The 26,037-nt window shown below is 67.8% G+C and carries 23 protein-coding genes and 1 pseudogene; 8 read left to right on the plus strand and 16 right to left on the minus strand.

Going from position 1 to position 26,037, the window contains the following annotated elements; genetic code table 11:
* Position 1 precedes the first annotated feature (1 nt).
* The 6 genes and pseudogenes from phnY to phnS form a co-directional block, all read right to left on the minus strand.
* Positions 2–1,469 (minus strand): annotated as a pseudogene (phnY, locus tag ACP26O_RS21000) (phosphonoacetaldehyde dehydrogenase).
* Positions 1,466–2,776: a phosphonoacetate hydrolase gene (gene phnA, locus ACP26O_RS21005; protein WP_175666481.1), complete on the minus strand. Its 1,311-nt coding sequence runs from the start codon at positions 2,774–2,776 to the stop codon at positions 1,466–1,468. Before phnA ends, phnY begins: the two are co-directional and overlap by 4 nt.
* Entirely contained in the window at positions 2,773–3,633 is an 861-nt protein-coding gene (phnV, locus tag ACP26O_RS21010) for a 2-aminoethylphosphonate ABC transport system, membrane component PhnV (RefSeq protein ID WP_105830456.1), read from the minus strand. Before phnV ends, phnA begins: the two co-directional genes overlap by 4 nt.
* Positions 3,623–4,543, minus strand: coding sequence for a 2-aminoethylphosphonate ABC transporter permease subunit (phnU, locus tag ACP26O_RS21015; RefSeq protein WP_175666480.1), 921 nt, complete (start codon positions 4,541–4,543; stop codon positions 3,623–3,625). The genes phnV and phnU overlap by 11 nt, the downstream gene beginning before the upstream one ends.
* Positions 4,521–5,624: a 2-aminoethylphosphonate ABC transport system ATP-binding subunit PhnT gene (gene phnT / locus ACP26O_RS21020; RefSeq protein WP_175666479.1), complete on the minus strand. Its 1,104-nt coding sequence runs from the start codon at positions 5,622–5,624 to the stop codon at positions 4,521–4,523. The genes phnU and phnT overlap by 23 nt, the downstream gene beginning before the upstream one ends.
* Positions 5,625–5,658: 34 nt before the next feature.
* Positions 5,659–6,747, minus strand: a complete 1,089-nt coding sequence (phnS, locus tag ACP26O_RS21025; RefSeq protein ID WP_006756348.1) for a 2-aminoethylphosphonate ABC transporter substrate-binding protein — start codon at positions 6,745–6,747, stop codon at positions 5,659–5,661.
* 254 nt (positions 6,748–7,001) lie between these two features.
* Between phnS and ACP26O_RS21030 the strand changes: the two genes are divergently transcribed.
* The gene (locus ACP26O_RS21030) at positions 7,002–8,111 is read left to right on the plus strand and encodes a 2-aminoethylphosphonate--pyruvate transaminase (protein WP_175666478.1); all 1,110 of its coding nucleotides are present in this window, start codon (positions 7,002–7,004) and stop codon (positions 8,109–8,111) included.
* 101 nt (positions 8,112–8,212) lie between these two features.
* Here ACP26O_RS21030 and ACP26O_RS21035 read toward each other — a convergent pair whose 3' ends face one another.
* The 3 genes from ACP26O_RS21035 to aroQ are packed head-to-tail and all read right to left on the minus strand — an operon-like array spanning position 8,213 to position 10,894.
* Positions 8,213–9,553, minus strand: coding sequence for an MFS transporter (locus tag ACP26O_RS21035; protein ID WP_105830460.1), 1,341 nt, complete (start codon positions 9,551–9,553; stop codon positions 8,213–8,215).
* Positions 9,554–9,587: 34 nt separating this feature from the next.
* Entirely contained in the window at positions 9,588–10,442 is an 855-nt protein-coding gene (locus tag ACP26O_RS21040; RefSeq protein ID WP_175666477.1) for a shikimate dehydrogenase, read from the minus strand.
* Positions 10,439–10,894 carry a type II 3-dehydroquinate dehydratase gene (gene aroQ / locus ACP26O_RS21045; RefSeq protein ID WP_006756352.1) on the minus strand — a complete coding sequence of 152 codons (456 nt, stop codon included), beginning with the start codon at positions 10,892–10,894 and terminating at the stop codon, positions 10,439–10,441. Before aroQ ends, ACP26O_RS21040 begins: the two co-directional genes overlap by 4 nt.
* Before the next feature lie 257 nt (positions 10,895–11,151).
* Between aroQ and ACP26O_RS21050 the strand changes: the two genes are divergently transcribed.
* Positions 11,152–13,044 carry a bifunctional sugar phosphate isomerase/epimerase/4-hydroxyphenylpyruvate dioxygenase family protein gene (locus ACP26O_RS21050; protein WP_175666476.1) on the plus strand — a complete coding sequence of 631 codons (1,893 nt, stop codon included), beginning with the start codon at positions 11,152–11,154 and terminating at the stop codon, positions 13,042–13,044.
* A gap of 285 nt (positions 13,045–13,329) precedes the next feature.
* Positions 13,330–13,593 (plus strand): hypothetical protein, encoded by a 264-nt coding sequence (locus ACP26O_RS21055; RefSeq protein WP_011659625.1) that lies wholly within the window; start codon positions 13,330–13,332, stop codon positions 13,591–13,593.
* Positions 13,594–13,668: 75 nt separating this feature from the next.
* On the opposite strand, the gene ACP26O_RS21060 is transcribed toward ACP26O_RS21055, so the two are convergent.
* Positions 13,669–14,463: an AraC family transcriptional regulator gene (locus tag ACP26O_RS21060; protein ID WP_006756355.1), complete on the minus strand. Its 795-nt coding sequence runs from the start codon at positions 14,461–14,463 to the stop codon at positions 13,669–13,671.
* 628 nt (positions 14,464–15,091) lie between these two features.
* On the opposite strand from ACP26O_RS21060, the gene ACP26O_RS21065 reads away from it, so the two are divergent.
* Both ACP26O_RS21065 and ACP26O_RS21070 read left to right on the plus strand, forming a co-directional pair.
* Positions 15,092–16,228: a branched-chain amino acid ABC transporter substrate-binding protein gene (locus ACP26O_RS21065; protein WP_011659627.1), complete on the plus strand. Its 1,137-nt coding sequence runs from the start codon at positions 15,092–15,094 to the stop codon at positions 16,226–16,228.
* Between the two features lie 320 nt (positions 16,229–16,548).
* Positions 16,549–17,859: an MFS transporter gene (locus ACP26O_RS21070; protein WP_175666475.1), complete on the plus strand. Its 1,311-nt coding sequence runs from the start codon at positions 16,549–16,551 to the stop codon at positions 17,857–17,859.
* A 140-nt stretch (positions 17,860–17,999) separates the two neighbouring features.
* Here the strand turns inward: ACP26O_RS21070 and ACP26O_RS21075 are convergent, their stop codons facing one another.
* From ACP26O_RS21075 to ACP26O_RS21085, 3 genes are all read right to left on the minus strand, one after another.
* On the minus strand, positions 18,000–18,437 hold the full coding sequence (locus tag ACP26O_RS21075; RefSeq protein ID WP_426356400.1) for a DoxX family protein: 438 nt from the start codon (positions 18,435–18,437) through the stop codon (positions 18,000–18,002).
* Positions 18,438–18,661: 224 nt separating this feature from the next.
* The gene (locus ACP26O_RS21080) at positions 18,662–19,117 is read right to left on the minus strand and encodes an RbsD/FucU family protein (RefSeq protein WP_006752322.1); all 456 of its coding nucleotides are present in this window, start codon (positions 19,115–19,117) and stop codon (positions 18,662–18,664) included.
* Between the two features lie 79 nt (positions 19,118–19,196).
* Entirely contained in the window at positions 19,197–19,589 is a 393-nt protein-coding gene (locus ACP26O_RS21085; RefSeq protein WP_175660126.1) for a nuclear transport factor 2 family protein, read from the minus strand.
* A 172-nt stretch (positions 19,590–19,761) separates the two neighbouring features.
* On the opposite strand from ACP26O_RS21085, the gene ACP26O_RS21090 reads away from it, so the two are divergent.
* The gene (locus ACP26O_RS21090; RefSeq protein WP_175656636.1) at positions 19,762–20,247 is read left to right on the plus strand and encodes a cysteine hydrolase family protein; all 486 of its coding nucleotides are present in this window, start codon (positions 19,762–19,764) and stop codon (positions 20,245–20,247) included.
* Between the two features lie 68 nt (positions 20,248–20,315).
* Here the strand turns inward: ACP26O_RS21090 and garD are convergent, their stop codons facing one another.
* Positions 20,316–21,869 (minus strand): galactarate dehydratase, encoded by a 1,554-nt coding sequence (gene garD, locus ACP26O_RS21095; protein ID WP_175656637.1) that lies wholly within the window; start codon positions 21,867–21,869, stop codon positions 20,316–20,318.
* A 238-nt stretch (positions 21,870–22,107) separates the two neighbouring features.
* Between garD and kdgD the strand changes: the two genes are divergently transcribed.
* The gene (gene kdgD / locus ACP26O_RS21100; RefSeq protein ID WP_006752326.1) at positions 22,108–23,022 is read left to right on the plus strand and encodes a 5-dehydro-4-deoxyglucarate dehydratase; all 915 of its coding nucleotides are present in this window, start codon (positions 22,108–22,110) and stop codon (positions 23,020–23,022) included.
* Between the two features lie 136 nt (positions 23,023–23,158).
* Here the strand turns inward: kdgD and ACP26O_RS21105 are convergent, their stop codons facing one another.
* Complete coding sequence (locus ACP26O_RS21105) at positions 23,159–23,710, minus strand: hypothetical protein (RefSeq protein ID WP_006752327.1); 552 nt, start codon at positions 23,708–23,710, stop codon at positions 23,159–23,161.
* A 170-nt stretch (positions 23,711–23,880) separates the two neighbouring features.
* On the opposite strand from ACP26O_RS21105, the gene ACP26O_RS21110 reads away from it, so the two are divergent.
* A complete protein-coding gene (locus tag ACP26O_RS21110; protein ID WP_175666474.1) occupies positions 23,881–24,078 on the plus strand; it encodes a type II toxin-antitoxin system VapB family antitoxin in 198 nt (65 codons plus the stop codon).
* Between the two features lie 158 nt (positions 24,079–24,236).
* On the opposite strand, the gene ACP26O_RS21115 is transcribed toward ACP26O_RS21110, so the two are convergent.
* Positions 24,237–25,814 (minus strand): aldehyde dehydrogenase (NADP(+)), encoded by a 1,578-nt coding sequence (locus tag ACP26O_RS21115; protein ID WP_175666473.1) that lies wholly within the window; start codon positions 25,812–25,814, stop codon positions 24,237–24,239.
* Between the last annotated feature and the right edge of the window lie 223 nt (positions 25,815–26,037).

Raw genomic sequence — 26,037 nt, forward strand, 5'->3', positions numbered from 1 at the left:
CTTACTCCCAAGGCAGCGAAAACGTCTTCAGGTTCGTGAAGCTCTTCATCGCTTCCTGAACGCCTTCCTTATAGCCAAGCCCCGAATCCTTGACGCCGCCGAACGGCGACAGCTCGATCCGATAGCCCGGCACCTCGCGCACATTCACGCTGCCGACCTTCAGCTCCTTCATGAAGCGCGTGATCGCTGTCGTACTGTTCGTGCAGACCCATGACGACAACGCATATTCCGTGCTGTTCCACATCCGGATCGCATCGTCGATCGTGTCGAACGTCATGACGGGCGATACGGGGCCGAAGGTCTCCTCGCGCACGATCGTCATCGACGGATCGACGTTGTCGAGCACGGTCGGCGAATACAGCGCACCGCGCCGCACGTTGCCGGTCAGCAGGCGCGCACCCGCGCGCAAGCGCATCGTTCACCTGCTCCTCGCACAACTGCGCCGCCGCGTCGTCGATCACCGTGCCCATTTCGTTCGCGGGATCGAACGGATCGCCGTAATTCCAGGCGCGCGTCTTCTCGACGAGCAGCTCGGTGAACGCCGGCGCGATCGAGCGCTGCACCAGGATCCGCTTGACGGCCGTGCAGCGCTGCCCCGAATTCCGGTACGAACCGAGCACGGCCAGCGATGCCGCACGTTCCAGATCGGCGTCGTCGAGCACGATCAGCGGATCGTTGCCGCCCAGCTCCAGCACGATGCGCCGGTAGCCGGCCCGCGCGGCGATCGCCTTGCCGATCGACACGCCGCCCGTGAAGGTAATCAGCGACGCATGCGGATGCGTGACGAGTTCGTCCGCGATCTCGCGCGGGTCGCCCGTCAGCACCTGCAGCATCGGCTCGGGCAAGCCGGCCTCGTAGAGCAGGTCCGCCAGATAGAACGCCGACAGCGGCACCTTCTCCGACGGCTTCACGATCACGCGGTTGTTGGTCGCGATCGCCGGCGCGATCTTGTGCGCGACCTGATTCATCGGGTGATTGAACGGCGTGATCGCGACGATCACGCCGTCGAGCGGCTGCCGCTGCGAGAACACGCGTCGCGCCTTGCCGTGGGGTGTCAGGTCGCACGAGAAGCTCTGCGCGTCGTCGCGCAACGCCTCGACCGACGCGAACTTCAGCACGTCGGCGACGCGGCCGATCTCGTAGCGGGAATCCCGTTTCGACAATCCCGATTCGAGCGTGATCAGGTCGGATGCCGCCTCGGTACGCTCGCGCAGCAGCGCGGCCGCACGCTCGAGGATCTGCGAACGTTCGTAACGCGTAAGCGCGGGCCGGTATGCCATCGCGTAGTCGAACGCGGCACGCACGTCGTCGACGCTCGCCAGCGGCGCCGTACCGACTCGCGTGCCGGTGTACGGATCGGTGACGTCGAACACACGATCGCGAAGATCCTTTCACGTCGCACGCGTGCCGCACCAGCGCAGCGCCTCGGCGCGAAACGCGGGGTGGTCCTGGCGGGGATGAGCCATCATGACGCGACCCGGTTCAGCACGAAATCGAACACGTCGAAGTTGCGCGGCCGACGTGCGGGGTCGTCCCGCTCGATCCGACGGTTGAACAGCAACGGCACTTCCTGCTCGGACACGCCGCCATGCGAACGCAGCGGCACGGTCAGGCCGGACAGGTCGTGTTCGCGCTCGCGCGTGCCGAGCGTCATGTCGCGCCGCGCGATCACGACGAGATCGCCGATCCGGTCGGCCGGCAGTTCGAAGCGGGCGGCCGCTTCCGCGTTGTCGAGCACGAGCTCGACGCCGTCGAGCCCGCCGACGCGCCACATCGCATCGGTCCGGTCGACACCCGACGCCAGATACACGGTCGCGAACGAGCCGAGTGCGCCGTGGTGCACGACGTACGGATCGGTGATCGGCAGGATCACGCGTGCGGCCTGCACACCGAACCAGCCGTCGAACGCGTCCTGCAGATAGATGACGTTCGGGCGGCCCGTTGCCGGATCGTGCTTCGCGTTCATCCCGTGGTCGGCCGTGAGCCCGATCGCCCAGCCCAGCGCGTCGAGCTGCGCGAGATAGCCGTCCATCATTGCGTAGAACGCGTTCGCGCCCGCACTCCCCGGCTCGCACTTGTGCTGCACGTAGTCGGTGGTCGACAGGTACATCAGGTCAACCTGGCGCGTCTGCGCGAGCCGCACGCCGGCCGCGAACACGAATTCGGACAGCGCCGCGCTATAAACGTCGGGCGATGGGAGGCCAACCCAGTCGAGCACGTCGGCGATCCCGTTTTCCGCGAGATTCGCCTGCGCGGCCTTCTCCGCGGAAAAACAGATGCCGTTCATCTGCCAGCCGAGCAGCCGGCGCAGCTTGTCCTTCGCCGTGACGACGGCCACCCGCGCGCCGGCGTCGGCCGCCGCCGCGAGCAACGTGCCGGCCCGCAGGTAGGCCGGGTCGTTCATCATCACTTCGGCGCCGCGACCGCCGTCGGCGGCCGGATCCCAGAAGTAGTTGCCGCAGATCCCGTGGACCGACGGCGGCACGCCGCAGACGATCGACAGGTTGTTCGGGTTGGTGAAGGTCGGCACGACGCAGTCGGCGCGCCACGCGGTGCCTGCCGCGATCATCCGGCCGATGAACGGCGCGACGCCCGCCTCCACCGCACGCTCGAGATAGTCGTACTCGCAGCCGTCGACGCAAACCACGACAGTCGGTTCGACCGGCAGCCGGTAGCGCCGGCCGTTCACGTCGACGGAACGACCCGCGAGATCCGTCGACACCTTGCCCGCGGCCGCTTGCTCGCCGGGCAGCCGCAACGCGAACGCGGCGTTCATGATGCGGCCCGCGTGCCGCGCGGCACGCGCGCGGCGATCAGCAGCAGCGCCGCGAGCGACGCCCCGAGCATCAACAGCGACAGCGCCGATGCCGGCAGGTAGTAGCCGCGCTCCACCTGGCCGATCACGACGATCGGCACGGTCGCGAAACCCGGCGGGTAGACGGTCAGCGTCGCGCCAAGTTCGCCGAGCGACAGCGCGAAGCCAAGCGCGAGGCTCGCACGCAGCGCCGGCACGAGCTGCGGCAGCAGCACGCGGCGCAGCACCATCGCGGGCGGCGCACCGAGGCTCGCCGCCGCTTCGCGCAGCACGGTCAGTTCCGGCCGCAGCGCGGCGGCCGCGCAGCGATAGCAGAACGGCAGAATCAGCGCGAGTTGCACGAGCACGACGATCGCCGCGGAGCTCGACAGGTCGAGCGGCTTCTGGTGATACGCGATCAGCACCGCGAGCCCGAGCACGACGCTCGGCACACCGTTCGGCACCATCACGAGCGCGTCGACGAGCGCGCCGAGGCCGCGCCGGTCGCGCCCTTCGAGCGCGAGCGCGAGCCACAGCCCGAGGATCGTGCCGAGCGCCGACACGCCGAAGCCGATTTCGAGGCTCGTCAGCAGCGCGTCGTATTCCGGCGACGCGAGCCGCTCGAACCAGCGCAGGCTGTAGCCGGCCGGCAGAATCGTGCCCGACCACTGCGTCGACACGCTCGACAGCGCGACGACCACGACCGGCAGCACGAACAGCCAGAAGCAGGCGAACGCGGCCAGCGCGAGCGCGGCGCGCGACGCATGCTTGAGCAGCGTGTCGCCCCAGCCGATCTGGTGGCGCGGCACGGCTGCCCCGATACGGAATTCAGCGGACATCGTTTCCTCCCGTCACACGCCGGTTCACCCGGCGATAAACCGCATAGAGCGCCAGCGACAGCGCGAGCATCACGACCGCGCCGGCCGATGCGGTCGGCAGGTCGAGATCGACGGTCGCGCTGCTGTAGATCGCGACCGGCAGCGTCACGAGCCGCGCGCTGCCGAGCACGAGCAGGATCCCGAACTCGTTCAGCGTCAGCAGGAAACACAGCACGGTGCCGGCGGCGATGCCCGGCCACGCGATCGGCAGCACGACGCGGCGCGCGAGCATCCAGCCGGACGCGCCGAGACTGCGCGCCGCCTCGATCAGGCGCAGGTCGAGCGTCGCGAACGACGCAAGCGTCGGCCGCACGACGAACGGCGTATAGAAGACAGTCTGCGCGAGAATCACGCCGCCGATGCCGAACAGGAAGTCGAGCGGCGGGCTCTCGAGATGGAACAGCTGCTGCAGCGCGATGCTGATCGAGCCTTGCGAGCCATATAGAAAGATCAGCGTGAACGCGACGAGGAACGACGGGAACGCGACGTACAGCTCCAGGAAGCGCGTGACGAGCGATGCGCCCGGGAACGGCCTGAAGAACAGCAGCGCGGCCAGCAGCACGCCGAGCACCGACGCGGTGCCGGCGCTCGCGAACAGCACGCCGACGCTCGTCAGCAGCACGCCGCGCGTATCGGGGTTGCCGAAGAACGTCCGGTACGCGGCGAAGCTCAGCCCGTGATCGCCGGACACGCTCAGCAGCACGAGCCGCACCAGCGGATAGATGACGAGCGGGCCCAGCACGACGAGCGCGAGCGCGGCGAGATGCAGGTCGCCCATGCGCTTGCGGCGCCGCGCGGCGGCGGCATGCGCGGCGGCCGACGCGAGCGCCTGCGGCGGCAGGCCGGCTTCAGGGCTCGATAAGGACGACATCGTCTGCCTCGCAATGCAGGGAAACGCGCGCACCGCGCTCGGGAGCCGCGCCGCGGCCGCGTTGCATCGTGACGCGCACGGGCTCGTCGGGCGCCGCGTCGATCACGACCGCGATCGACAGGTCCGCGCCCTGCCATTCGACGGACGACACCGTGCCGTGCAGGCCGCCCGCCGCGAGCGGCATCACGGTCAGGCGCTCGGGGCGCACGCAGGCGACCTTGTCGCGCACATCGTGGCGCGGATCGCCGAGCGGAAAGATCACGTGCGGGGGCAGCAGGTTGGCGGGGCCGAGATAGCGCGCGACGTAGCCGTCCCGCGGCGTGTCGTACAGCTGCTGCGGCGTGCCGAGCTGCGCGATGTGGCCGTCGCGCATCAGCAGGGCGCGGTCGGACAGCACGAGCGCGTCGTCGCGGTCGTGCGTCACGCAAACGACGGTCAGGTTCGGCAGGCGCTCGTGCAGCGCCTTCAGTTCGCTGCGCACCGATGCGCGCAGGTTGGCGTCGAGCGCCGACAGCGGCTCGTCGAGCAGCAGCACGTCCGGTTCGATCACGAGCGCACGCGCGAGTGCGACGCGCTGCTGCATCCCGCCCGACAGTTGCGCGGGCAGATGATGGCCCGCATCGCCGAGCTGCACGAGCTTCAGCGCGTCGGCGACGCGGCGCGTCACGTCCGACGAGGCCATGCCGCGGGCGCGCAGCCCGAATGCGACGTTCTCGAACACCGACAGGTGCGGGAACAGCGCGTAATTCTGGAACAGCAGACCGAGATTGCGCTTGTGCGGCGGCGCGTAGGTCAGGTCGCGTCCGGCCACGGTCAGCGTGCCGGTCAGGCCGTCGGCCTTCACGAACCCGGCGATGAAGCGCAGCAGCGTGGTCTTGCCGCAGCCGCTCTTGCCGAGCACGGTCAGAAATTCTCCGGCGCCGATCGACAGCGACAGATCTTCCAGCACCGTGCGTGCGCCGTAGCGCACGCTCAGGTGCTCGATCCGCACGCCGCCCGGCGCGCCGGACCGCAGCGTCGCTTGCGGCTCGGCGGCGCCGAATGCGCCGGGATGGGTCAGGGTGGTTTCCACCAGGTTCATCCTCTTGCTCACTAATACAGGCGGCGCGCGCCGATCACTTCGGCTTGACGACGTCGAGCTGCTTGCCCGAGCTGCCGATCACGTCCTTCTTCCAGCGCTCGATCCACACCGGCTTCTTCGCCATCACCTGGCTCCAGTCGACCGGGATCAGCTTCACGCCCGCGATCGCCTTCTTGACCGCCTCGCCGTTCTTGCCGGCCAGCGGAACGTCGGTGCGGCCCGGGATGCCGTACATGTCCGGCACCTTCGACTGCACTTCCGTCGACATCAGGTAGTCGATCAGCTTCTTGCCGACGTCCTGATTCGGGCCGCTCTTGATCAGACCGATGCCGTACGGCAGCTGGAACGTGGTCGGCTGGTCGCCGTCCTTCGCGGCCAGGAAGATCGGCTTGACGGACAGCGCGCCGTGCTCGGCGTCGTCGAGGTCCATCTGCAGGTCGCCGTTCGCGACGCTGATCTCGTTGCGCGACAGCAGCACGTTCAGGTAGCCGGTGCCCTTCGTGTGGAACTTCACGCTCTGCGACAGTTTCGCGAGGTAGTCGAACGCCTTGTCCTCGCCCATCAGCGAGGTCGTCAGGATCAGCACGGCCATCCCGTCGCCGGCGGTCGCCGGGTTCGAGTACGCCACCTTGCCGGCATAGCTCGGCGACAGCAGGTCGGCGAACGTCTTCGGCTGGTTCTTCACGACGTCCGGGTTGATCGCGAACGAGAAGTAGTTGTTCACGAACGTCGCCCACGTACCGTCTTCCGCCTTCGCGATCGCCGGCACGTTCTTGTAGTTCACGCTCTGGTACGGCTGCAGCAGGCCCATCTGGCCGGCTTGCTGAATGAACGGCGGCAGCGTGACGATCACGTCCGCCTTCGGCGAGTTCTTCTCGATGTTCGCGCGGTTGACGACCTCGCCGCTGCCCGCCGTCACGATGTTGACCTTGACGCCTTCCTTCTTCTCGAAGGCCGGCAGCACATCGCGATAGAGGTTCTCGAGGCCGTCCGCCGTATACAGCACGACCGCGTTCGCCGCATGCGCGGGCAATGCGACGCCCATCAGGCCGGCGACGCCGGCAGCCAGCGCGAGCTTGCGGAACGCGCCGGCAGCGGCGCGCGAGGAATTCTGCAGTGTCATCTCACTTCTCCGTAGGCGGAACACCAGCGGCCGGGGCACGATCCGGCTCGTTTCAGTCGGGCAGACCGACAACCGGCCGGCCTCGCTGCCGCGCTGCAGGTGGTGTCGCGCGGCAACCGAAGGATCACAGCGTTCGATGACAAAGCCGTGACGCGCGCCACAATTTCCACAAAATGACACATTTTGCCAATATCATGCAAGTCGTTCAGAAAAGCCACTCCCCACGTTTCGCCCGACCTTTGCTGGAGAAAACCATGCCCGATCCGATTCTGCTCACGCCCGGCCCGCTCACTACGTCCGCCACAACACGCCACGCAATGCAACATGACTGGGGCTCTTGGGACGCCGCTTTCAACCAGTTGACGGCCAGCGTCTGCGCGGACCTCGTCGCGATCGCGCGCGGCGGCGACGAGTACGTGTGCGTGCCGATGCAAGGCAGCGGCACCTTTTCGGTCGAGGCCGCGCTCGGCACGCTGGTGCCGCGCGACGGCGTCGTGCTGGTGCCCGACAACGGCGCGTATTGCGCGCGCATCCTGAAGATCCTCGGCCGGCTCGGCATCGAAGCGATCGCGTTGCCGTTCGGCGAGGACGCAGCGGCCGACCCCGCGGCGGTGGAAGCCGCGTTCGCGCGCGAGCCGCGCATCACGCATGTCGCGCTGGCGCACCTGGAAACGAGTGCCGGCATCCTGAATCCGCTCGACGCGATCGCGGCCATCTGCCGGCGGCACGGCAAGCGGCTGATCGTCGACGCGATGAGTTCGTTCGGCGCGCTGCCGATCGCGCTGGCGGACAGCGGGATCGACGCGCTGGTGTCGGCGAGCGGCAAATGCCTGGAAGGCGTGCCGGGGATGGGGTTCGCGATCGTGCGGCGCGACGCGCTCGATGCATGCGAAGGCAACTCGCCGTCGCTCGCGCTCGACCTCCAGGATCAGCACGCGTACCTGCGCAAGACGGGCCAGTGGCGCTTCACGCCGCCGACCCACGTGATCGCCGCGCTGCGCGCGGCGCTCGACCAGTATCTCGCCGAAGGCGGCCAGCCCGCGCGTGGCGCACGCTATGCGGAGAACTGCCGGACGCTGGTCGAATCGATGCGCGCGCTCGGCTTCGCGCCGTTCCTCGACGCCAGCGTGCAGGCGCCCGTGATCGTCACGTTCCATGCGCCCGACCATCCGGCCTACGATTTCCGCCGCTTTTACGACGCGGTGCGCGACGCGGGCTTCATCCTGTATCCGGGCAAGCTGACGAAAGTGGAGACGTTTCGCGTCGGCTGCATCGGCGCGATCGATGCCGGCGACATCCGCCGCGCGGTCGCGGCGATCGCGCAGGCACTCGAATCGCTCGGGATTGCCATGCAGCGCGCGTGAGCGCGCATGCGTGAGCCGGCCGCACTCCGGCGGCAGAAATAAAAACGCCCGGAGACCCAAGGTCGCCGGGCGAATGCACGGAGCGTGCGTGGAGCCGGTCCTTACAATTCGATCCGCTTGATGTCGCCGACGACGAAGATGTACGACAGTGCGCCGATCAGCGCGATCACGCCGATGAACACCAGCGCGCCGACGAACGAACCGGTCGACGCGACGATGAAGCCGACGACGAGCGGCGTGACGATCCCCGCGAGGTTCGCCGCGAAGTTGAAGATGCCGCCCGTCACGCCGAGCAGGCCGTCCGGCGCGATGTCGGACACGAGCGTCCAGCCGAGCGCGGCCATCCCCTGCGCGAAGAAGGCGATCGACATGATCGCGATCACGGCTTCGTTGCTCTTCACGTAGTTCGCGAGAATGATCGTCGACGCGAGCAGCAGGCCCGCGATGATCGGCAGCTTGCGCGCGAGGTTCGCCGACTTGCCGCGACGCAGCAGCCAGTCGGAGAAGATCCCGCCGAACATCACGCCGACCGACGCGGCGATGAACGGCATCACCGCGAAGAAGCCGATCTTCAGCCAGCCCATGTGGCGCTCGGTCGCGAGATAGGTCGGGAACCAGGTCAGGAAGAACACGAGCGTCGAGTTGCCGGCGAACTGGCCGAGGCAGATGCCCGCGAGCTGGCGCTTCTTCAGCAGCTTGCCGGCCATCGACCAGCTGAACTTCTTCTGCTCGCCCTTGGCGCCCTTCTCGCCCTTGCGCACAGCGTGCACGAGCCCGCCGCCCGCCTCGATGTAGGCGAGTTCCTCCGAGTTCGCGGCCGGATGATCACGCGGCTCGTGATAGAACTTCCACCAGATCAGGCCGAACGCGATACCGACCGCGCCGACGACCCAGAACAGCGAACGCCAGCCGAACGCGCCCATCAGCGCGAACAGCACCGGGCTGAAGAACGCGAGGCCGATGTATTCGCCAACGGTATAGGTACCGGTCGCCATCGCGCGCTCGCTCTGCGGGAACCAGGTCGCGACGACGCGGCTGTTGGTCGGGAAGCACGGCGCCTCCGTCACGCCGAGGCCGAGCCGGCACGCGAGCAGCGTCGCGATGCCCGGCACGAAGCCCTGCAGGAACGTGCACAGCGACCACAGCGTCATCGACCAGTAATAGGTGACCTTGCTGCCAAAGCGGTCGAGGAACAGGCCGCCGGGCACCTGCATCGCGACGTACGTCCACGAGAACGCGGAGAACATGATGCCCATCACCGCCGCGTTGATGCCGAGCTCCTTGGTGAGCTGCGGCGCAGCCACCCCCAGCACGGTACGGTCGAGATAGTTGATCATCGTGCCGATCGCGAGCAGCGCGAGAATCTTGTAGCGCGCCGATGTCCGCCGGACCGTGCCGGCCGCCTGCGCTGGCGCGGCGTTCGTGTGGGTGGTGTGCTGCATGGTTGTCTCCTGGTTTCTCTTTTGGATCGAAGGGTCAGCGCGCGACGAGCGACTGAAAGTGTTCGAACATCCGCTCGTCGTCCGGCGTACGTCCGGTGAAGATCTCGAACGCATCGACGGCCTGGTACACGGCCATTCCGCCGCCCGGCAGCGTCGCGCAGCCGGCCGCGCGCGCCGCTCGGATCAGTTCGGTTTCGAGCGGGAAATACACGATGTCGGCCACCCACATTCCCGCGTGGAGCAGTTCGGCCGGCAGCGGCAGGCCCGGATGCTTGGTCATGCCGGTCGGCGTGGCATGGATCAGGCCCGTCGCGGCGCGCATCGCGGCCGCGAGATCGCTGCCCGGCGTGACCCGGGCGGCCGGGAAACGCTGCTGCAGTTCGCTCGCGAGCGTGTCGGCACGCGTGCCGTCGACGTCGAAAATCGTCAATTCGGCGGCGCCCATCTGCAGCGCCGCATGCGCGACGGCCGCGCCCGCGCCGCCCGCACCGAGCTGGACGACGCGCTCGAGCGACGCGTCGGGAAGCCCGCGGCGGAACGACTTCGCGAAACCCGACCAGTCGGTGTTGTGGCCGATCCGCTTGCCGTCCTTGAACAGCACGGTGTTCACCGCGCCGAGCGCGCGCGCGTCGTCCGACAGCGCGTCGAGGTGCTCGATCACGCGCTGCTTGCACGGGTGCGTGATGTTCAGCCCGTTGAAGCCCATCCGCTGCGCGGCCTCGAGCAGTTGCGGCAGCGCGTCGGCGGTCAGGCCGAGCGCGTCGAGATCGATGCGCCGGTACACGTAGCCGAATCCCTGGCGGAATCCTTCTTCCTCATGCATCGCAGGCGACAGCGAACCGCCGATGCCCTGGCCGATCAGGCCGATCAGAAAAGACGGGCGGCTCATCGTGCGGCCCCCTGCGCAAAAAGGGTCGACAGGCGCTGCAGCGCGAATACATAGCCTTCGGTGCCGCAGCCGCAGATCACGGCCTCGGCCACCGCCGACACATACGAGTGGTGACGGAACGCCTCGCGGCGATGCACGTTGGAGATATGCACCTCGATCACCGGTTTCGCGATCGCGGAAAGCGCGTCGGCCAGCGCGACCGACGTGTGCGTATAGGCAGCCGGGTTGATGACGATGCCGTGCGTGTCGTGACGCGCGGCATGCAGCCAGTCGATCAGCTGGTGCTCGGCGTTCGACTGGCGGAAGTCGATCTCCAGCCCGAGCCCGTCGGCCGCCGTGCGGCACCGCTGTTCGAGATCGGCGAGGGTTTCCGCGCCGTAGATATGGGGCTCGCGGGTGCCCAGGAGATTCAGGTTCGGGCCGTTCAGTACCAGCACCTTGTGCTTGCTCATGACGATCTCTGCTCTTTAAAAAAGGGGGCGGAACGTTGCCCGCTGCGCCCCGTGACATCAGGAAGTTGGCGCTAGTGTGCGCCGGCATGCAAGCGCTGTCTTTTCGGGTTTTCGCTAATTTGTACCAACTAGTTAGTTTGTATAATTCCTCTCACTTCCCTAGTAAATTCGGGATATGGCGTCCGTCGTGAATTCAACGACTGGTTCATTCGGGTCCGATCGGCCGACGCCACCCCGCTCATCCGCAGGATTCCCCCATGCAGCGCTCGATCGCCACCGTGTCACTGTCCGGCACCCTCGCCGAGAAGCTCGCCGCCGTCCAGGCCGCCGGCTTCGACGGTGTCGAAATCTTCGAGAACGACCTCGTCTACTTCGACGGATCGCCCGCCGACGTGCGGCGCATGGCCGCCGATCTCGGCCTCGACATCGTGCTGTTCCAGCCGTTTCGCGACTTCGAGGGCGTGAGCCCGGCCCAGCTCGCCCGCAATCTCGACCGCATCCGGCGCAAGTTCGACGTGATGCACGCGCTCGGCACCGACCGCATCCTGGTGTGCAGCAACGTGTCGCCCGACACGATCGCGGACGACGCGCTGCTGGTCGACCAGCTCGGCGCGCTCGCCGAAGCCGCGCGGCAGGCCGGCGTGGTCGCCGCGTACGAGGCGCTCGCGTGGGGCCGCGTCGTGAAGCGGTACGGCCATGCGTGGCAGCTCGTGAACGCGGTGAACAGCCCGCACCTCGGCCTTGCGCTCGACAGCTTCCATACGCTGTCGCTCGACGATTCGCCGGACGCGATCGCCGACATCCCCGGCGACCGGATCGCGTTCGTGCAGATCGCCGATGCGCCGAAGCTCGCGATGGACGTGCTCGAATGGAGCCGCCACTTCCGCTCGTTCCCCGGCCAGGGCGACTTCGACCTCGCGCGCTTCACGGCTCGCGTGATCGAGTCCGGCTATACGGGGCCGCTGTCGCTCGAGATCTTCAACGACGGCTTCCGCGCCGCGCCGACCGCGATCACGGCCGCCGACGGCCACCGCTCGCTGCTCTATCTGGAAGAACTGACGCGCGCGCGGCTCGCGCAGGACGGCCGCGCGCCGGCCGCCGACCAGCCGCTGTTCGCGCCGCCGGCGCCGCCCGCGCACGTCGGGTTCCAGTTCATCGAATTCGCGGTCGACGCGCAGGCGGCGGCCACTGTCGGCGCATGGCTCGGCAAGATGCGGTTCCGGCTCGCGGGCCGCCATCGGTCGAAGGACGTGACGCTGTTCCAGCACGGCGCCGCATCGATCGTGCTGAACGCCGAGCGCGACTCGTTCGCCGATGCGTTCTTCCAGCAGCATGGGTTGTCGCTCTGTGCGTCGGCGTTTCGCGTCGACGATGCGAAGGTGGCGTTCGAACGCGCGGCCGGTTTCGGCTATGCGCCGTTTTCCGGGCGCGTCGGCCCGAATGAGCGCGTGCTGCCGAGCGTGCAGGCGCCGGACGGCAGCCTCGAATACTTCGTCGACGAGACGCCGAACGCGCCGACGCTGTACGAATCGGATTTCGTGCTGACCGACATCGACGGCCCCACCGAGGTCGGCCCGCTGACGGGCATCGACCATGTCTGCCTCGCGCTGCCGGCCGACGCGCTCGATACGTGGATCCTGTTCTTCAAGACCGCATTCGGCTTCGAGGCCGAGCGCAGCTGGCTCGTGCCCGACCCGTACGGCCTGATGCGCAGCCGTGCGGTGCGCAGCGCGGACGGCTCGGTGCGGATCGCGCTGAACGCGTCGGTCGACCGCCATACGGCCGTCGCCGAATCGCTGGACCGCTATCACGGCACGGGGCTGAACCACGTCGCGTTCCGGACCGACGACATCGTGAAGACGGTCGCCGCGTTTGCAGCCGACGGCGTGCCGTTCCTGCGCATTCCGCCGAACTATTACGACGATCTCGCCGCGCGCTACGCGCTGCCGGACGAGCTGATCGACACGCTGAGCGCCCACCATCTGCTGTATGACCGCGATGAAAACGGCGGCGAATTCCTGCATGCGTATACGGAACTGGTCGACAACCGCTTCTCGCTCGAGATCGTCGAGCGGCGCGGCGGCTACGACGGCTACGGCGCGACAAACGCGGCCGTGCGGCTCGCCGCGCAGGCCCAGCGCAGGAAATAAGGAAGCAACGGGAAGTTCGTTCCGGGTCGGCGCGGCAGGGAAAAACACGGGCCTGCGTCGCGCCAGCCGCTCGGGCGCACCATCGTGGGGAATTTGGCCGCAGCGCCCGCCCGGCAAGGTTGGCGCTTGCGTATCCGGCACGACCGGCCGGCGCGAGTTACATCCGGTAATGCTTGCCGCGCTGCAACATCCGCGCGGTGGCTGCAATTTTAAGAATCGCTTAAGTCTTTCTCGGCACCATCCGCAACCAGTACCCGATGGATATCTCGAAAAAGGAGGACAGCGATGAGCGCCGTAGATGCACCCGCGGGCCGCCAGCCCGCCCCCCCTGCGAAAAAGACGATGCTGCGCCGTTTGCTCAGCCATCACGAAATCGCGACGCTGCTCGTGCTGCTGCACGCGCCGATCGGCGCGAATGCCAAACCCGAATTGCCCGCGCTGCAGGAAGCCGGTCTCGTCGAGATGATCAAGCTCGACGCCGACACGTCACCGCGCTTCCGGCTGACCGAAGACGGCACGGCCGTCTTGAAAGGGCTCGGCTACCGCTGAGCCGACGCTTTCCCCGCTCACCGTTCCCGCCTCACCCCGATCATCCCGAACCGCCGGCCCGGCCGGCGCGTCGCTTCACCCCGCCCGATCCTGCAGCATCAGCCGGTATTCGGTCGGCGTCACGCCGACCGTCGCCTTGAACTGGCGCGTGAACGCGCTGTGATCCGTATAACCGCATAGCGCCGCCACGTCCGTCACCTTGTCGTGCGTGACGAGCAGCGCGGTGGCCGCGTCGAGGCGCGTCTTCAGCAGCACCTGGCGCGGCGTCAGGTGAAACACCTTGTGGAAGTAGCGCTCGAGCTGCGCGACCGACATCCCGGCCATCTGCGCGAGCTGCTTGAGGTTCAGCGGCTGCACGTAGTGATCCTGGATGTGCTGGACCACGTCGGCGAGCTTGCTGTACGCCGGATGCGAGCCCTCTTGCGCCTTCAGGTCGCGCGAAATGCCGGCGAGGCCGACCACCTTGCCGGCCGCGTCGCGCAGCGGCTCCTTGCAGGTCAGGCACCAGCCCGGCTGACGGCCCGGATACAGATGCAGCTCGAGCTGGTCCATCAGTTGCTGGCCGGCGTTGATCGTCGCCATGTCCTGCTCGAAATAGGTGCGGCCGAAGCGGCGCGGAAACACTTCGTCGGTCGTCTTGCCGAGCAGGTCGCGCTTGTCCTTGTAGCCGCAGCGCATGGCCAGCGTGCGGTTGACGAGCGCGTAGCGGCCGTTCGCGTCCTTCACGAAGAACGCGACGTCGGGCAGCGCGTCGAACACCGGCTCGAGCAGGCGGAAATGCGCGAGCATCGCGCCGAGATCGGCGTTGTCGGGCTGGTAGCGCAACGTATCGGACAGGCTCATGGGCGGTGCGGCAAGGAAGGTCGTCATCCCGGCATCTGCGAAGGGGGTGGCTGATGGCGTCGATTATAGGAGTGCCCTCTCGAACGCGTCATGGCGATCGGGGGCAGGCGAGCGGCTCGCCGGGCGGTGGGACGCGCAATGCGTCGCCGATCGGCGGTGATTCAGCGAGCGCGTACGTTCGCGCATCGTACGCCGTGAGGTTGTGCACACAACCACTGCGCCGCTCGCATGTCCGGCGGCGGCGATTTCGCGTCGGCCGGCGCGGGTAGCGACATCCAGCGCACTCCGCCGACGTCGCGATCACACACGCCCGACCCGCCATCCTAGAAATGCCGGCGTGTCGCGTCTTGGCGCGTTTGCGCACTCCGCATGACGATTTCGGCATATATCAGGGTTATCGACGATATGCCGAAATCGTCGCCGGCCGCGCACCGAACGCGCAAGACGCGCACATTTTCGCTACCTAGACTTCGCTCAACGGTTACGAGACGACATCCCGCCGCCGCCGCGCACGCCGATTCCGGCACAACCCGCGCGGCGCACGGCGAGCCGCACCGCCCTCCCATAGGCGTGCAAACCGATACGTCTCGCCCGGTTTACCGCACCGGCCCGCTGGCCGGCGGCGGCCCAACCACGCCATCAAGGGGAAGTGAAAGTGAAGCTGAAGGTATCGCACGTCGCGCTGGCTGCTGCCTGCGCACTGTCGGGCGCACACGCCATCGCCGCCGACGTCGTCAAGATCGGTTTCGCCGCACCGCTGACGGGGCCGCAGTCGAACTACGGCGCGGACATGCAGAAGGGCGTGCAACTCGCGATCGCCGATTTCAACGCGACGCACCCGACGATCGGCGGCAAGCCCGTCACGTTCCAGCTCGACTCGCAGGACGACCAGGCCGATCCGCGCACCGGTACGACCGTCGCGCAGCGGCTGATCGACGACAATGTCCGCGGCGTGATCGGCCACTTCAACTCGGGCACGAGCATTCCGGCGTCCGACCTGTACGATCGCGCGGGGCTGCCGCAGATTTCGATGGCGACGTCGCCGCAATACACGGCGCGCGGCTACAAGACGACCTACCGGTTGCTGACGAGCGACGCGCAGGCCGGCCGCATCGTCGGCACCTATGCGGTGAAGTCGCTGCACTTCAAGCGCATCGCGATCATCGACGACCGCACGGCCTACGGCCAGGGCATCGCCGACGAATTCGCGAAGGCCGTGCAGGCCGCGGGCGGCACGATCGTCAAGCGCGACTTCACGAACGACAAGGCGCTCGACTTCTCCGCGATCCTGACCAATCTGAAGGGCGTCAATCCCGACGCGATCTTCTACGGCGGCGGCGATGCGCAGTCTTCGCCGATGATCCGCAAGATGCGCCAGCTCGGCATGAAGTCGGCGTTCGTGACCGGCGAGATGTCGCGCTCGCCGACGTTCCTGAAGGTCGGCGGCGAAGCGGCCGAAGGCGCGATCGTCTACATGGGCGGGCTGCCGAAGGAAAAGATGCCGGGCTTCGCCGGCTACGCATCGCGCTACAAGGCACGCTTCAATGAAGACGTGATCACCTACTCGCCCTACGCGTACGACGGCACGATCGCGCTGCTCACCGCGATGAAGGACGCGAACTCGACCGACCCGAAGGTCTATACGCCGTATCTCGGCAAGGTGTCGGTCAAGGGCGTGTCGGCGCCGAGCATCGCGTACGACGCGAAGGGCGACCTGAAGGATGCGCCGGTGACGATCTACAAGGTCGAGCACGGCGCGTTCAAGCCGGTCGACACGATCGCCGGCAACTGATCGCGGGGCCCATGCCCCGCGCGGCGCGGCAAGCGGTTCACCGCGCCTGCCGCGCCGCTTGCGTTTCGGCTCGACGAAGTCCGGAACGTGCCTCTGCGCACCGCCGTGCCCGCGCATTTCGCGCTCCTGTAGAATCCCCCCACCCGCTTTGACGCCTCGTCCGCGTCGCGCCCCATCCCGGTGCGACGGCGCGTGTTTCGTGCCCCATCCGGCACCCGGCACGCTTCGACGATGCAAGCCGCGCCTTGTCAGTCCATGCCGATAGCGGGCCCTGGAGACGCAGCACCGACAACTACATTCGAAAACCGATCGTCCTGACCATGCAAGCTTCCGAATTGAGCGGCGTGCCTCGCGCCGCCGAACGCGCGCTCACGCGCAGCGACTACAAAACCCTTGGCCTTGCCGCACTCGGCGGCGCCCTCGAGTTCTACGACTTCATCATCTTCGTGTTCTTCGCGCCGGCGATCGGGCAGCTGTTCTTCCCGCACGACATTCCCGACTGGCTGCGCCAGTTGCAGACGTTCGGCATCTTCGCGGCCGGCTATCTCGCGCGCCCGCTCGGCGGCGTGATCATGGCGCACTTCGGCGACCTGTTCGGCCGCAAGCGGATGTTTACGCTCAGCGTGCTGATGATGTCGGTGCCGACGCTGCTGATGGGCCTGCTGCCGACTTACGACACGGTCGGCATCCTCGCCCCGGTGTTGCTGCTGCTGTTCCGCGTGCTGCAGGGCGCGGCGGTCGGCGGCGAAGTGCCGGGCGCATGGGTGTTCGTGTCGGAGCACGTGCCGTCGCGCCACATCGGCTATGCGTGCGGCACGCTGACCGCGGGCCTCACGGCCGGCATCCTGCTCGGCTCGCTGGTCGCCGCCGGCATCAACAGCCGTTACTCGGGCGCCGAAGTCACCGCGTTCGCGTGGCGCATTCCGTTCCTGCTCGGCGGCGTGTTCGGCCTGTTCTCCGTGTACCTGCGCCGCTGGCTGCACGAGACGCCGGTGTTCGCCGAAATGAAGGCGAAGAAGGCGCTCGCGGCCGAGATTCCGCTGAAGGCCGTGCTGCGCGACCATGGCCGCGCGGTAATCGTGTCGATGCTGCTCACGTGGATGCTGTCAGCGGCGATCGTCGTCGTGATCCTGATGACGCCCGCGCTGCTGCAGAAGCAGTTCCACCTGACGCCCGCGACCACGCTGTTCGCGAACAGCGTCGCGACGCTGTGCCTGACGGCCGGCTGTATCACTGCCGGCTCGCTCGCGGGCTGGATCGGCGCGAAGCGCGTGCTCGGCATCGGCGGCTTGGTGCTGGCCGCGTGCTACTACCTGCTGTTCGTGCAGGTCGCGGCCGACGCGTCGACGCTGCCGCTGTACTACGGGATCGCCGGCTTCGCGGTCGGCACGATCGGCGCGGTGCCATTCGTGATGGTCCGCAGCTTCCCGGCCGTCGTGCGCTTCTCGGGCATCTCGTTCTCGTACAACGTCGCGTATGCGATCTTCGGCGGCCTCACGCCGGTGATCGTGTCGCTGATGATGAAGTCGAATCCGCTCGCGCCGGTCGTGTACGTCGCGGCGATCTGCGTGCTCGGCGCGATCGCCGTGCAGTTCTCGAAGGATGCGCCGGATCCGAAGGACGCACGCTGAACGTCGGCGCGCACGCGCCGGCTCCATGAACGAAGGGCCGAATCCCGCGGCGTGCGGGATTCGGCCCTTCTGTTTTGCTTCAGTGCGACGACGTGCGCGCGTTGCCCGGATCAGCTCGAATCAGCCCGGATCAGGTCGACTCAGCGCAGCGCGCCATACGACGAACTCGGTCGGCGCAGCGCATCGATGCTCGCGCCGCCGGCGCCCGTCACGAACAGCAGCAGGAAGCCGCCGGCGATCGCGACGTTCTTCCAGAAGTGGATCACCATGTCGTGCTGGACCGCGGCGTCGGTCGCGTCCCAGAAATTGTGTCCGACCATCGCGGTCGCGATCGTGTAGAACGCCAGCAGCAACGCGAGCGGCCTGACCTTGTAGCCGACGATCAGCAGCAGGCCGCCGAGCGCTTCGATCGTGACGACGACCGGGCCCATCACCTGCGGATAGGGCACGTTCAGCGCGTGCAGATAGCCGATGAAATCGCTGTAGCCGAGCAGCTTCATCGCGCCGCCCCACAAGAACAACGCCGCCAGCGCCAGGCGCGCGAAAAAAATGACGCCGGAATCGACGGAACGCGTCATGCCTCTCTCCTCGTATGCAATTCGGCCGTCCGCATGAGGCACACCCATGCGGTTCGGGGCCGCGTGGCCCTGCGGGGCCCGCGGCAAATGGGCCAGCATAGAGGGTCTTTCCGCGCTGTCCAAGAAAAAGGTTGTAGCAAATCTTTACACTGCGGCGGGGGCGCAGGCACGGCGGCGCTATGAAAAACGGCGTTCGCCCGTGCCGCAAATAAAGGGAACCGGCCCTAAGCCGCGTCGCTCAGCAGCACGCCTTTCTTGAACAGAAAGCAGCCGTAGCCGCGCAGCTCGCCGGTGACGATCACCGCGTAGGCCTGCTGCGCGCGCTCGTAGAACGCGAAACGGTCGATGCCCGCGAGCGGCACCGCGCGCCCTTCCGCGCGATCGATCTCGGCCTGCACCTCGCGCTGCACCGGCGGCACCGCGGCCGGATCGCCGACGACTTCCATCCGCCACGCGGGCGTGTCGACGAACGTGTCGAGCGGCAGCACGGACAGCACCGCGCGCGCGACGCGCGCCGAATCGGCGCCGTCGATGCGCAGCGCGCGGCCGACCACCGTGTGCTCGGCGACGGATTCCGCCGGGAAATTCGCATCGCAGATCGCCACTTCATCTCCGTGGCCCATCGCGCGCAGCGCGTGCAGGATGTCGGCGTGCAGCAGCGGATCGAGATTCTTCAGCATGTCGGCTAGTCTCCGGGATCAGGAACGAACCGCATAACGTTACCCGATCCCGGACGCCGCCGGGCATGCGCGGCTCGCGTCACGACGCCGCGGCCGGCATTTCGTCGATGAAACCCGTGACCGACTTCAGGCGGCCCGATGCGTCGACGGTGCCGAAATCCGAACCCTTCACGATCGCCGCGCCGTCGGGCGACACGAGCGCCCACGAGAAGCGCAGGTGCTGGCCGAACCCGTCGACGTCGGTCGTGCGGCGGAAACGGAACGCGGGGAAGCGTTCCTGCACGGCCGCGATCATCGTGTCGATGCCCGCGTGGCCGTCGCCGGCCATCAGCGGATCGCGATAGGCCGCGTCGCTCGCGTAGGTCGCATCGATCAGCGCGCGCCGGCGCGCGGCGTCGGGTTCGTTCCATGCATCGAAATAGCGGTCGATCAGGTCGGCGTGAGCGGACTGGACGGTTTGGGCGGTGTTCATGCGAGGCTCCTGGTCTGGATGAAGGGAGGACAGCGCCGCGAACCTGTCGGGTTCGCGTGCCGCTATCGTCGCCGGCCCCGCGCGGGCGGTCGATTACGTTCGAGGTAAGGAAATCGCGCCGCCGGCGCACGCGCTAGAATCGGCCTGCCTGGACCTCCGGACGTCATCCGCCATGCAGCAAGCCCTCCTGATCGTCGACATCCAGCCGACGTTCGCGCCGCCCGAATGGCTCGTCACCCGCGTGCGTGCGCTCGTCGGGCGCCTGCCGAGCGTCGCGACGGTCGAGCGTCACGACGAAGCGCGCGTGCCGTTCGAGCGGCAGCTCGGCTGGCGCCCGTCCCGCGACGACGACAGCCTGATCGCCGCCGATCGCGTGTTCGTCAAGCACGGCTACGGGCTGCCCGTCGAAGTCGTCGAGCACTTACGCGCGCTCGCGCCGGAACGCGTGCTCGTCTGCGGCATCCAGACCGACACGTGCGTGCTCGCGGCCGGCTTCGCGCTGTTCGACGCGGGCCTGCACCCGACGCTGCTCGCGGATCTCACGGCCGGTTCGTCGCTCGATCGCAGCGGCGAACTCGGCGTGCGGCTGTGGAAGCATCACTTCGGCCGCGTCGAGTACGCGCATGCGTTGTTCGACCTGCCGAACGACGACGCGTAGCGCGTCCGCCGCCGCAACGAAAACGGGCGCCCGAAGGCGCCCGCATCGTCTGCCGTCGCAACCGTGCGTCAGGTCACCGGCGCCGGATTGAACAGCGTCAGCGCATTCGCGAGCTTCCATTGCTCGGCCCACGTGCGGCGCTTGCCGCTCGCGACGTCGAGCATCAGCCGGAACAGCTCCCAGCCCACGTCCTCGATCGACGCCGCGCCGGTCGCGATCTGCCCCGCGTCGAGATCCATCAGGTCGTGCCAGCGGCGCGCGAGATCGCTGCGCGTCGCGACCTTGATCACCGGCACCTGCGCGAGGCCGTACGGCGTGCCGCGGCCGGTCGTGAAAATGTGCAGGTTCATGCCCGCCGCGAGCTGCAGCGTGCCGCAGATGAAGTCGCTCGCGGGCGTCGCCGCGTACAGCAGCCCCTTTTGCCGGGCACGATCGCCGGGACGCACGACGCCGGCGATCGGCGCGCTGCCCGACTTCACGATCGAGCCCATCGCCTTCTCGACGATGTTCGACAGGCCGCCCTTCTTGTTGCCGGGTGTCGTGTTCGCGCTGCGGTCGACGCGGCCGCGCTCCAGGTAACGGTCGTACCAGTCCATCTCGCGGATGATCTCGCGGGCGACGTCCTCGTTCGCGGCGCGCGACGTGAGTTGCGCGACGCCGTCGCGCACTTCGGTCACTTCCGAGAACATGATCGTCGCGCCGGCGCGCACCAGCAGGTCGGCCGCGAAACCGACCGCCGGGTTCGCGGTCAGCCCCGAGAACGCGTCGCTGCCGCCGCACTGCACGCCCACGACGAGATCCGACGCCGGACAGGTTTCGCGGCGACGGCGGTTCAGCCGCTCGAGGTGCGATTCGGCCATCTTCATGATCGAGTCGATCATCGAGTTGAAGCCGACGTGCGCGGCGTCCTGCAGGCATACCACGCCGCCGTTGTCGGCTGCGCCGTCGGCCGTCAGCGGAATCGCGCCGGGCGGCAGCAGGCGCTCGGGCTGCAGCTTCTCGCAGCCGAGGCTCACCGTCATCACCTCGCCGCCGAAGTTCGGGTTCAGGCTGATGTTGCGCAGCGTGCGGATCGGAATGTCGGCGTCGGGCGCATCGATCGCGACGCCGCAGCCGTACGTGTGCTCGAGCCCGACCACGTCGTCGACGTTCGGGTAACGCGGCAGCAGTTCTTCCTTGATCCGCTTCACCGCATGCTCGACGACGCCGGACACGCACTGCACGGTCGTCGTGATCGCGAGGATGTTGCGCGTGCCGACCGAGCCGTCGGCATTGCGGAAGCCCTCGAACGTATAGCCTTCGAGCGGCGCCAGCGGCGGCGCGGCACGCGTGGCGAGCGGCAGGTTGTCGAGCCCCGGCGGCTCGGGCATGCGCATCGTGCGCTCGTTGACCCAGCTGCCGCGGCGCAGCTCCGTGAGCGCGTAGCCGATCACGACGTTGTAGCGGACGATCGGGTCGCCGGCCGCGAGGTCGGCCAGCGCAACCTTGTGCCCTTGCGGCACGCCTTCGCGCAGCGTCAGGCCGTCGGCGAACGTCGCGCCCTCGGGCAGGCCGCCGTCGTTGACGACGATCGCGACGTTGTCGTCCGGGTGCACGCGGATGTAGAGAGGGGAAGCAGTCATCGGAATTCCTGGAGGCTACCGGTCAAATCGTTAGTCATCATACGACATTCAACACGAACCGGGATGCTGAGTAAACCCTTATCCGGAAAGACCCTAACCTCAGCCCGCCAGCAAACCGCTTGCGTCACCTGTTGCCTCGTTGTACGATGACATACAACGACATCGCCAATACGGCCCGGATGCCGTGCCCGACAAACCTGCACTCGCGCTGCGCTCGCGCTAGACGGACGACCCAACCATGACTTCACCGCAAGAACTCAAACAAATCATCTCCCACGGCCTGCTGTCGTTTCCGCTGACGGACTTCGACGCAGACGGCAGCTTCCGCCCGACCACCTATGCGGAGCGCCTGGAATGGCTCGCGCCGTACGGCGCGACCGCGCTGTTCGCGGCCGGCGGCACCGGTGAATTCTTCTCGCTCACGCAGCGCGAGTATTCGGACGTGATCCGCGTCGCGACGGAAACCTGCAAGGGCAAGGTGCCGATCCTGGCCGGCGCCGGCGGCGCGACGCGCGTCGCGATCGAATATGCGCAGGAAGCCGAGCGCCTCGGCGCGAGCGGCGTGCTGCTGATGCCCCACTACCTGACCGAAGCCAGCCAGGAAGGCATCGCCGAACACGTCGAGCAGGTGTGCCGCGCGCTGAAGATCGGCGTCGTGGTGTACAACCGCGCGAATTCGAAGCTGAACGCCGACATGCTCGAGCGCCTCGCCGATCGTTGCCCGAACCTGATCGGCTTCAAGGACGGCGTCGGCGAAATCGAGAGCATGGTCACGATCCGCCGCCGCCTCGGCGACCGCTTCGCGTACCTCGGCGGCCTGCCGACGGCCGAAGTCTACGCGGCCGCGTATAAGGCGCTCGGCGTGCCGGTGTACTCGTCGGCCGTGTTCAACTTCATCCCGAAGACGGCGATGGAATTCTACGAAGCGATCGCGAAGGACGACCACGCGACGGTCGGCCGCCTGATCGACGAGTTCTTCCTGCCGTACCTGCAGATCCGCAACCGTCGCGCGGGCTACGCGGTCAGCATCGTGAAGGCGGGCGCGAAGCTCGTCGGCCACGACGCGGGCCCGGTGCGCGCGCCGCTCGTCGATCTCAACGACGCCGAAGTCGCCGAACTGGACGTGCTGATCAAGAAGATGGGCCCGCAGTAAGCGGAGACGGCCGGCGCGGTGCGCTCAGCGGCACCGCGACCGGCTTGTCGTCAGTGTTGCGTCGCGGCCGGCTCTTGCCGGCCGCGGTCGTTTGCAGCGGCGGCAACGCGCTGCATCCCGCCGCGCATGCGTGCGGTCACATCTGCGCGATGACGCCGATGATCCGGTGACGCACGTTGCCGAGCTTGATCCGGGTCGTCTCGATCTGCTCCTGCGCGCCCGAACGCACGCGTGCGTTCGACTCGCCGCCGAGAATCTGCCCCAGCACGTCGCGGTCGACGACCGCATCGAAGAACCGGCCGACCGTGATCGTCGCCGACTGCTTCGCGGTCAGGAGCGCGCTGTTGGCCTGCGTCAGCGCGTCGGTACGCAGGTTCTGGTCGCGTTCGTCGATGCCGCGGCGCTGCTCGAGCGCGAACACCAGCGCTTCCATGTCCTGCCTGAAACGGCGCACGGCGAGGCCAAACATGAGCGAATGCGCGTCGGAGCCGGTCACGGGCCGCCCCTGGTTGATGGTCACGTCGAATTCGCTGCCGCCGAGGTCGCGCTGGAATTCGAGCAGCGCGTTCGCGAGCACGCGCCCTTCGCTGTACTGGCCGATGCGGCTGCGCACGGAATGCGCGACGTCGCCGATCGCCTTCCACAGTCCGGCGGCGAACAGGTGGTCGCCGCGCTTGCTGATGTTCATCGGATGGTTCCTTGTTGGTCTTGTGTCTCTCAGGCTCGCCAGCGGGCCGGACGGCCCGCAGCCTCGCTACTGTAGGAGAAATTCGGGCGGCGCGGAAGGTGGGCCGGCTCGCTGCGGCAACACATCATCTGATGCGACAATCGACGCGTCGACTTACTCTCGAGCCGTTCATGCGCACCACCTTGTCCCTCGACGACGAACTGCTCGCCAAAGCGCAGCAATTGACCGGCGTCACCAAAAAATCGGCGCTGGTGAGAGAAGCGCTGCGCGCTTTGATCGCGCGCGAAAGCGCACGACGACTTGCCCGCCTCTGCGGCACCGAGCCCGATCTTGAATCCGTTCCACGCCGGCCGTCAGAGCCCGCATGATTCTTGTCGACCTCTCAGATCGCGCAACCCGCGGCACGAAACCCCGCCACAAATGAAAACGGCGGACGCGCCCGTGGGCACCGTCCGCCGCCATCCATCAACGTACCGAATCGCGCCCCTCCCGGGACGCGGCCTTCAGTCGGTCACGTTCAGCCCCCTCACTCCGCCTTGCCGTCCCGCAGCCGCGGAATCGCGAGCGGATTGCTTTCCTGCAGCCCCTCGGGCAGCAGATCGTCCGGGAAGTCCTGGTAGCACACGGGCCGCAGGAAACGCTCGATCGCGGTCGCGCCGACCGACGTGACGGACGAATTCGACGTCGCCGGGAACGGCCCGCCGTGCACCATCGCGTCGCACACCTCGACGCCGGTCGGATAGCCGTTGACGAGCAGACGCCCGGCCTTGCGTTCGAGGATCGGCAGCAGGCGACGCGCGAGCGGCTTGTCGTCGGCGTCCATCTGCAGCGTGGCCGTCAGCTGGCCCTCCAGCGCGTCGAGCACGTGCGCGACTTCGTCGAGATCGCGGCAGCGCACGATCAGCGAGGCCGGCCCGAACACCTCGTGGCTGAATGCCGGCTCCGCCAGGAACGCCTGCGCGGCGACTTCGTACAGCGCGCCGCCTGCCTGGCATTCGGTCTGCGCCGTCTCGCCCGCGCCGATTTCACGCACGCCCGGCAATTCGGCCAGCTTGCCGCGACCGTTGCGATACGCGTCCGCGATGCCGCGCGTCAGCATCACGCCGGCCGGCTTCTTCGCGAGCGCCTGCGCGGCGACCGACTCGAAGCGGTCGAGATCGGGACCGTCGATCGCCAGCACGAGGCCCGGGTTCGTACAGAACTGGCCGACCCCGAGCGTCAGCGAATCGACGAAGCCGGTCGCGATCGCGTCGCCGCGCGCGGCCAGCGCGGCCGGGAACAGCACGACCGGGTTGATGCTGCTCATTTCCGCATAGACGGGAATCGGCTGCGGACGCGCGTTCGCGAGCTGCACGAGCGCCATGCCGCCCTGCCGCGACCCGGTGAAGCCGACGGCCTGGATCGCCGGATGACTGACGAGCGCCGCGCCGGTCACGCGGCCCGGGCCGACCAGCAGCGAGAACACGCCGGCCGGCATTCCGCATTTCGCCACCGCCGCGCGGATCGCGCGACCGACCAGCTCGGACGTGCCGAGGTGCGCCTCATGGGCCTTCACGATCACCGGGCAGCCGGCCGCCAGCGCCGACGCGGTATCGCCGCCGGCCACGGAGAACGCGAGCGGGAAGTTGCTCGCGCCGAACACGACGACGGGCCCGAGCCCGACCGTCTGCAGCCGCAGGTCCGAACGCGGCAGCGGCGTGCGCTCGGGCTGCGCGGGATCGATCGACGCGGCGAGGAAGCGCCCGTCGCGCACGACGCGCGCGAACAAGCGGAGCTGGCCGACGGTGCGGCCGCGCTCGCCCTGCAGCCGTGCGACGGGCAGGCCCGTTTCGGCGTGCGCGCGTTCGATCAGCGCGTCGCCGAGCGCGACGATTTCGTCGGCGATCGCTTCGAGAAACGCCGCGCGGGCCGCGAGCGGCTGGGCGCGGTACGCGTCGAAGGCGTCGCGCGCGAGTTCGCACGCGCGCTCGACGTCGGCCTGCGTCGCGACGCCGAAGGCCGGCGCGTCGATCGGCGCGCCCTTCGACGGGTCGAACGCGTGCAAGGTACCGGCCGAGCCGGCCACCGCGTCGGCGCCGATCAGCATCTCTCCAGTCAATTGCATGGGGTGTGCTCCGTGGTTCGGGAATGATTCGCTCATTGTAGCTCAACAGATATGATGTCTGCCGACGACATTTCGATATTTGCGCGGCGCGTCGGCAGCGCGGTCGCGTGCGTCAAATCCTTATCTGTTCGGCCTAAGCACGATTTTCTGACCCTTTCGCGTCACCCGGCAAAGGGAAAACCCGAGGTTTCTGCGTGGCGGCGTTGCTCATAAACTCGCGGTC

Origin of the sequence: Burkholderia sp. R-40 (assembly GCF_049942845.1) — a bacterium.
In the GTDB taxonomy this organism is placed as follows: Bacteria; Pseudomonadota; Gammaproteobacteria; order Burkholderiales; family Burkholderiaceae; genus Burkholderia; species Burkholderia ambifaria.

Bases quoted from the DNA above. Each gene is read 5' to 3' on its own strand.
- phnA (WP_175666481.1), bottom strand. From the start codon at position 2,776: ATGAACGCCGCGTTCGCGTTGCGGCTGCCCGGCGAGCAAGCGGCCGCG.
- garD (WP_175656637.1), bottom strand. From the start codon at position 21,869: ATGACTGCTTCCCCTCTCTACATCCGCGTGCACCCGGACGACAACGTC.
- ACP26O_RS21060 (WP_006756355.1), bottom strand. From the start codon at position 14,463: ATGACGACCTTCCTTGCCGCACCGCCCATGAGCCTGTCCGATACGTTG.
- ACP26O_RS21080 (WP_006752322.1), bottom strand. From the start codon at position 19,117: ATGCTGAAGAATCTCGATCCGCTGCTGCACGCCGACATCCTGCACGCG.
- ACP26O_RS21050 (WP_175666476.1), top strand. From the start codon at position 11,152: ATGCAGCGCTCGATCGCCACCGTGTCACTGTCCGGCACCCTCGCCGAG.
- ACP26O_RS21035 (WP_105830460.1), bottom strand. From the start codon at position 9,553: ATGCAGCACACCACCCACACGAACGCCGCGCCAGCGCAGGCGGCCGGC.
- ACP26O_RS21115 (WP_175666473.1), bottom strand. From the start codon at position 25,814: ATGCAATTGACTGGAGAGATGCTGATCGGCGCCGACGCGGTGGCCGGC.
- phnU (WP_175666480.1), bottom strand. From the start codon at position 4,543: ATGTCGTCCTTATCGAGCCCTGAAGCCGGCCTGCCGCCGCAGGCGCTC.
- kdgD (WP_006752326.1), top strand. From the start codon at position 22,108: ATGACTTCACCGCAAGAACTCAAACAAATCATCTCCCACGGCCTGCTG.
- ACP26O_RS21055 (WP_011659625.1), top strand. From the start codon at position 13,330: ATGAGCGCCGTAGATGCACCCGCGGGCCGCCAGCCCGCCCCCCCTGCG.
- aroQ (WP_006756352.1), bottom strand. From the start codon at position 10,894: ATGAGCAAGCACAAGGTGCTGGTACTGAACGGCCCGAACCTGAATCTC.
- phnT (WP_175666479.1), bottom strand. From the start codon at position 5,624: ATGAACCTGGTGGAAACCACCCTGACCCATCCCGGCGCATTCGGCGCC.
- ACP26O_RS21040 (WP_175666477.1), bottom strand. From the start codon at position 10,442: ATGAGCCGCCCGTCTTTTCTGATCGGCCTGATCGGCCAGGGCATCGGC.
- ACP26O_RS21090 (WP_175656636.1), top strand. From the start codon at position 19,762: ATGCAGCAAGCCCTCCTGATCGTCGACATCCAGCCGACGTTCGCGCCG.
- phnS (WP_006756348.1), bottom strand. From the start codon at position 6,747: ATGACACTGCAGAATTCCTCGCGCGCCGCTGCCGGCGCGTTCCGCAAG.
- phnV (WP_105830456.1), bottom strand. From the start codon at position 3,633: ATGTCCGCTGAATTCCGTATCGGGGCAGCCGTGCCGCGCCACCAGATC.
- ACP26O_RS21070 (WP_175666475.1), top strand. From the start codon at position 16,549: ATGCAAGCTTCCGAATTGAGCGGCGTGCCTCGCGCCGCCGAACGCGCG.
- ACP26O_RS21085 (WP_175660126.1), bottom strand. From the start codon at position 19,589: ATGAACACCGCCCAAACCGTCCAGTCCGCTCACGCCGACCTGATCGAC.
- ACP26O_RS21105 (WP_006752327.1), bottom strand. From the start codon at position 23,710: ATGAACATCAGCAAGCGCGGCGACCACCTGTTCGCCGCCGGACTGTGG.
- ACP26O_RS21110 (WP_175666474.1), top strand. From the start codon at position 23,881: ATGCGCACCACCTTGTCCCTCGACGACGAACTGCTCGCCAAAGCGCAG.
- ACP26O_RS21075 (WP_426356400.1), bottom strand. From the start codon at position 18,437: ATGACGCGTTCCGTCGATTCCGGCGTCATTTTTTTCGCGCGCCTGGCG.
- ACP26O_RS21030 (WP_175666478.1), top strand. From the start codon at position 7,002: ATGCCCGATCCGATTCTGCTCACGCCCGGCCCGCTCACTACGTCCGCC.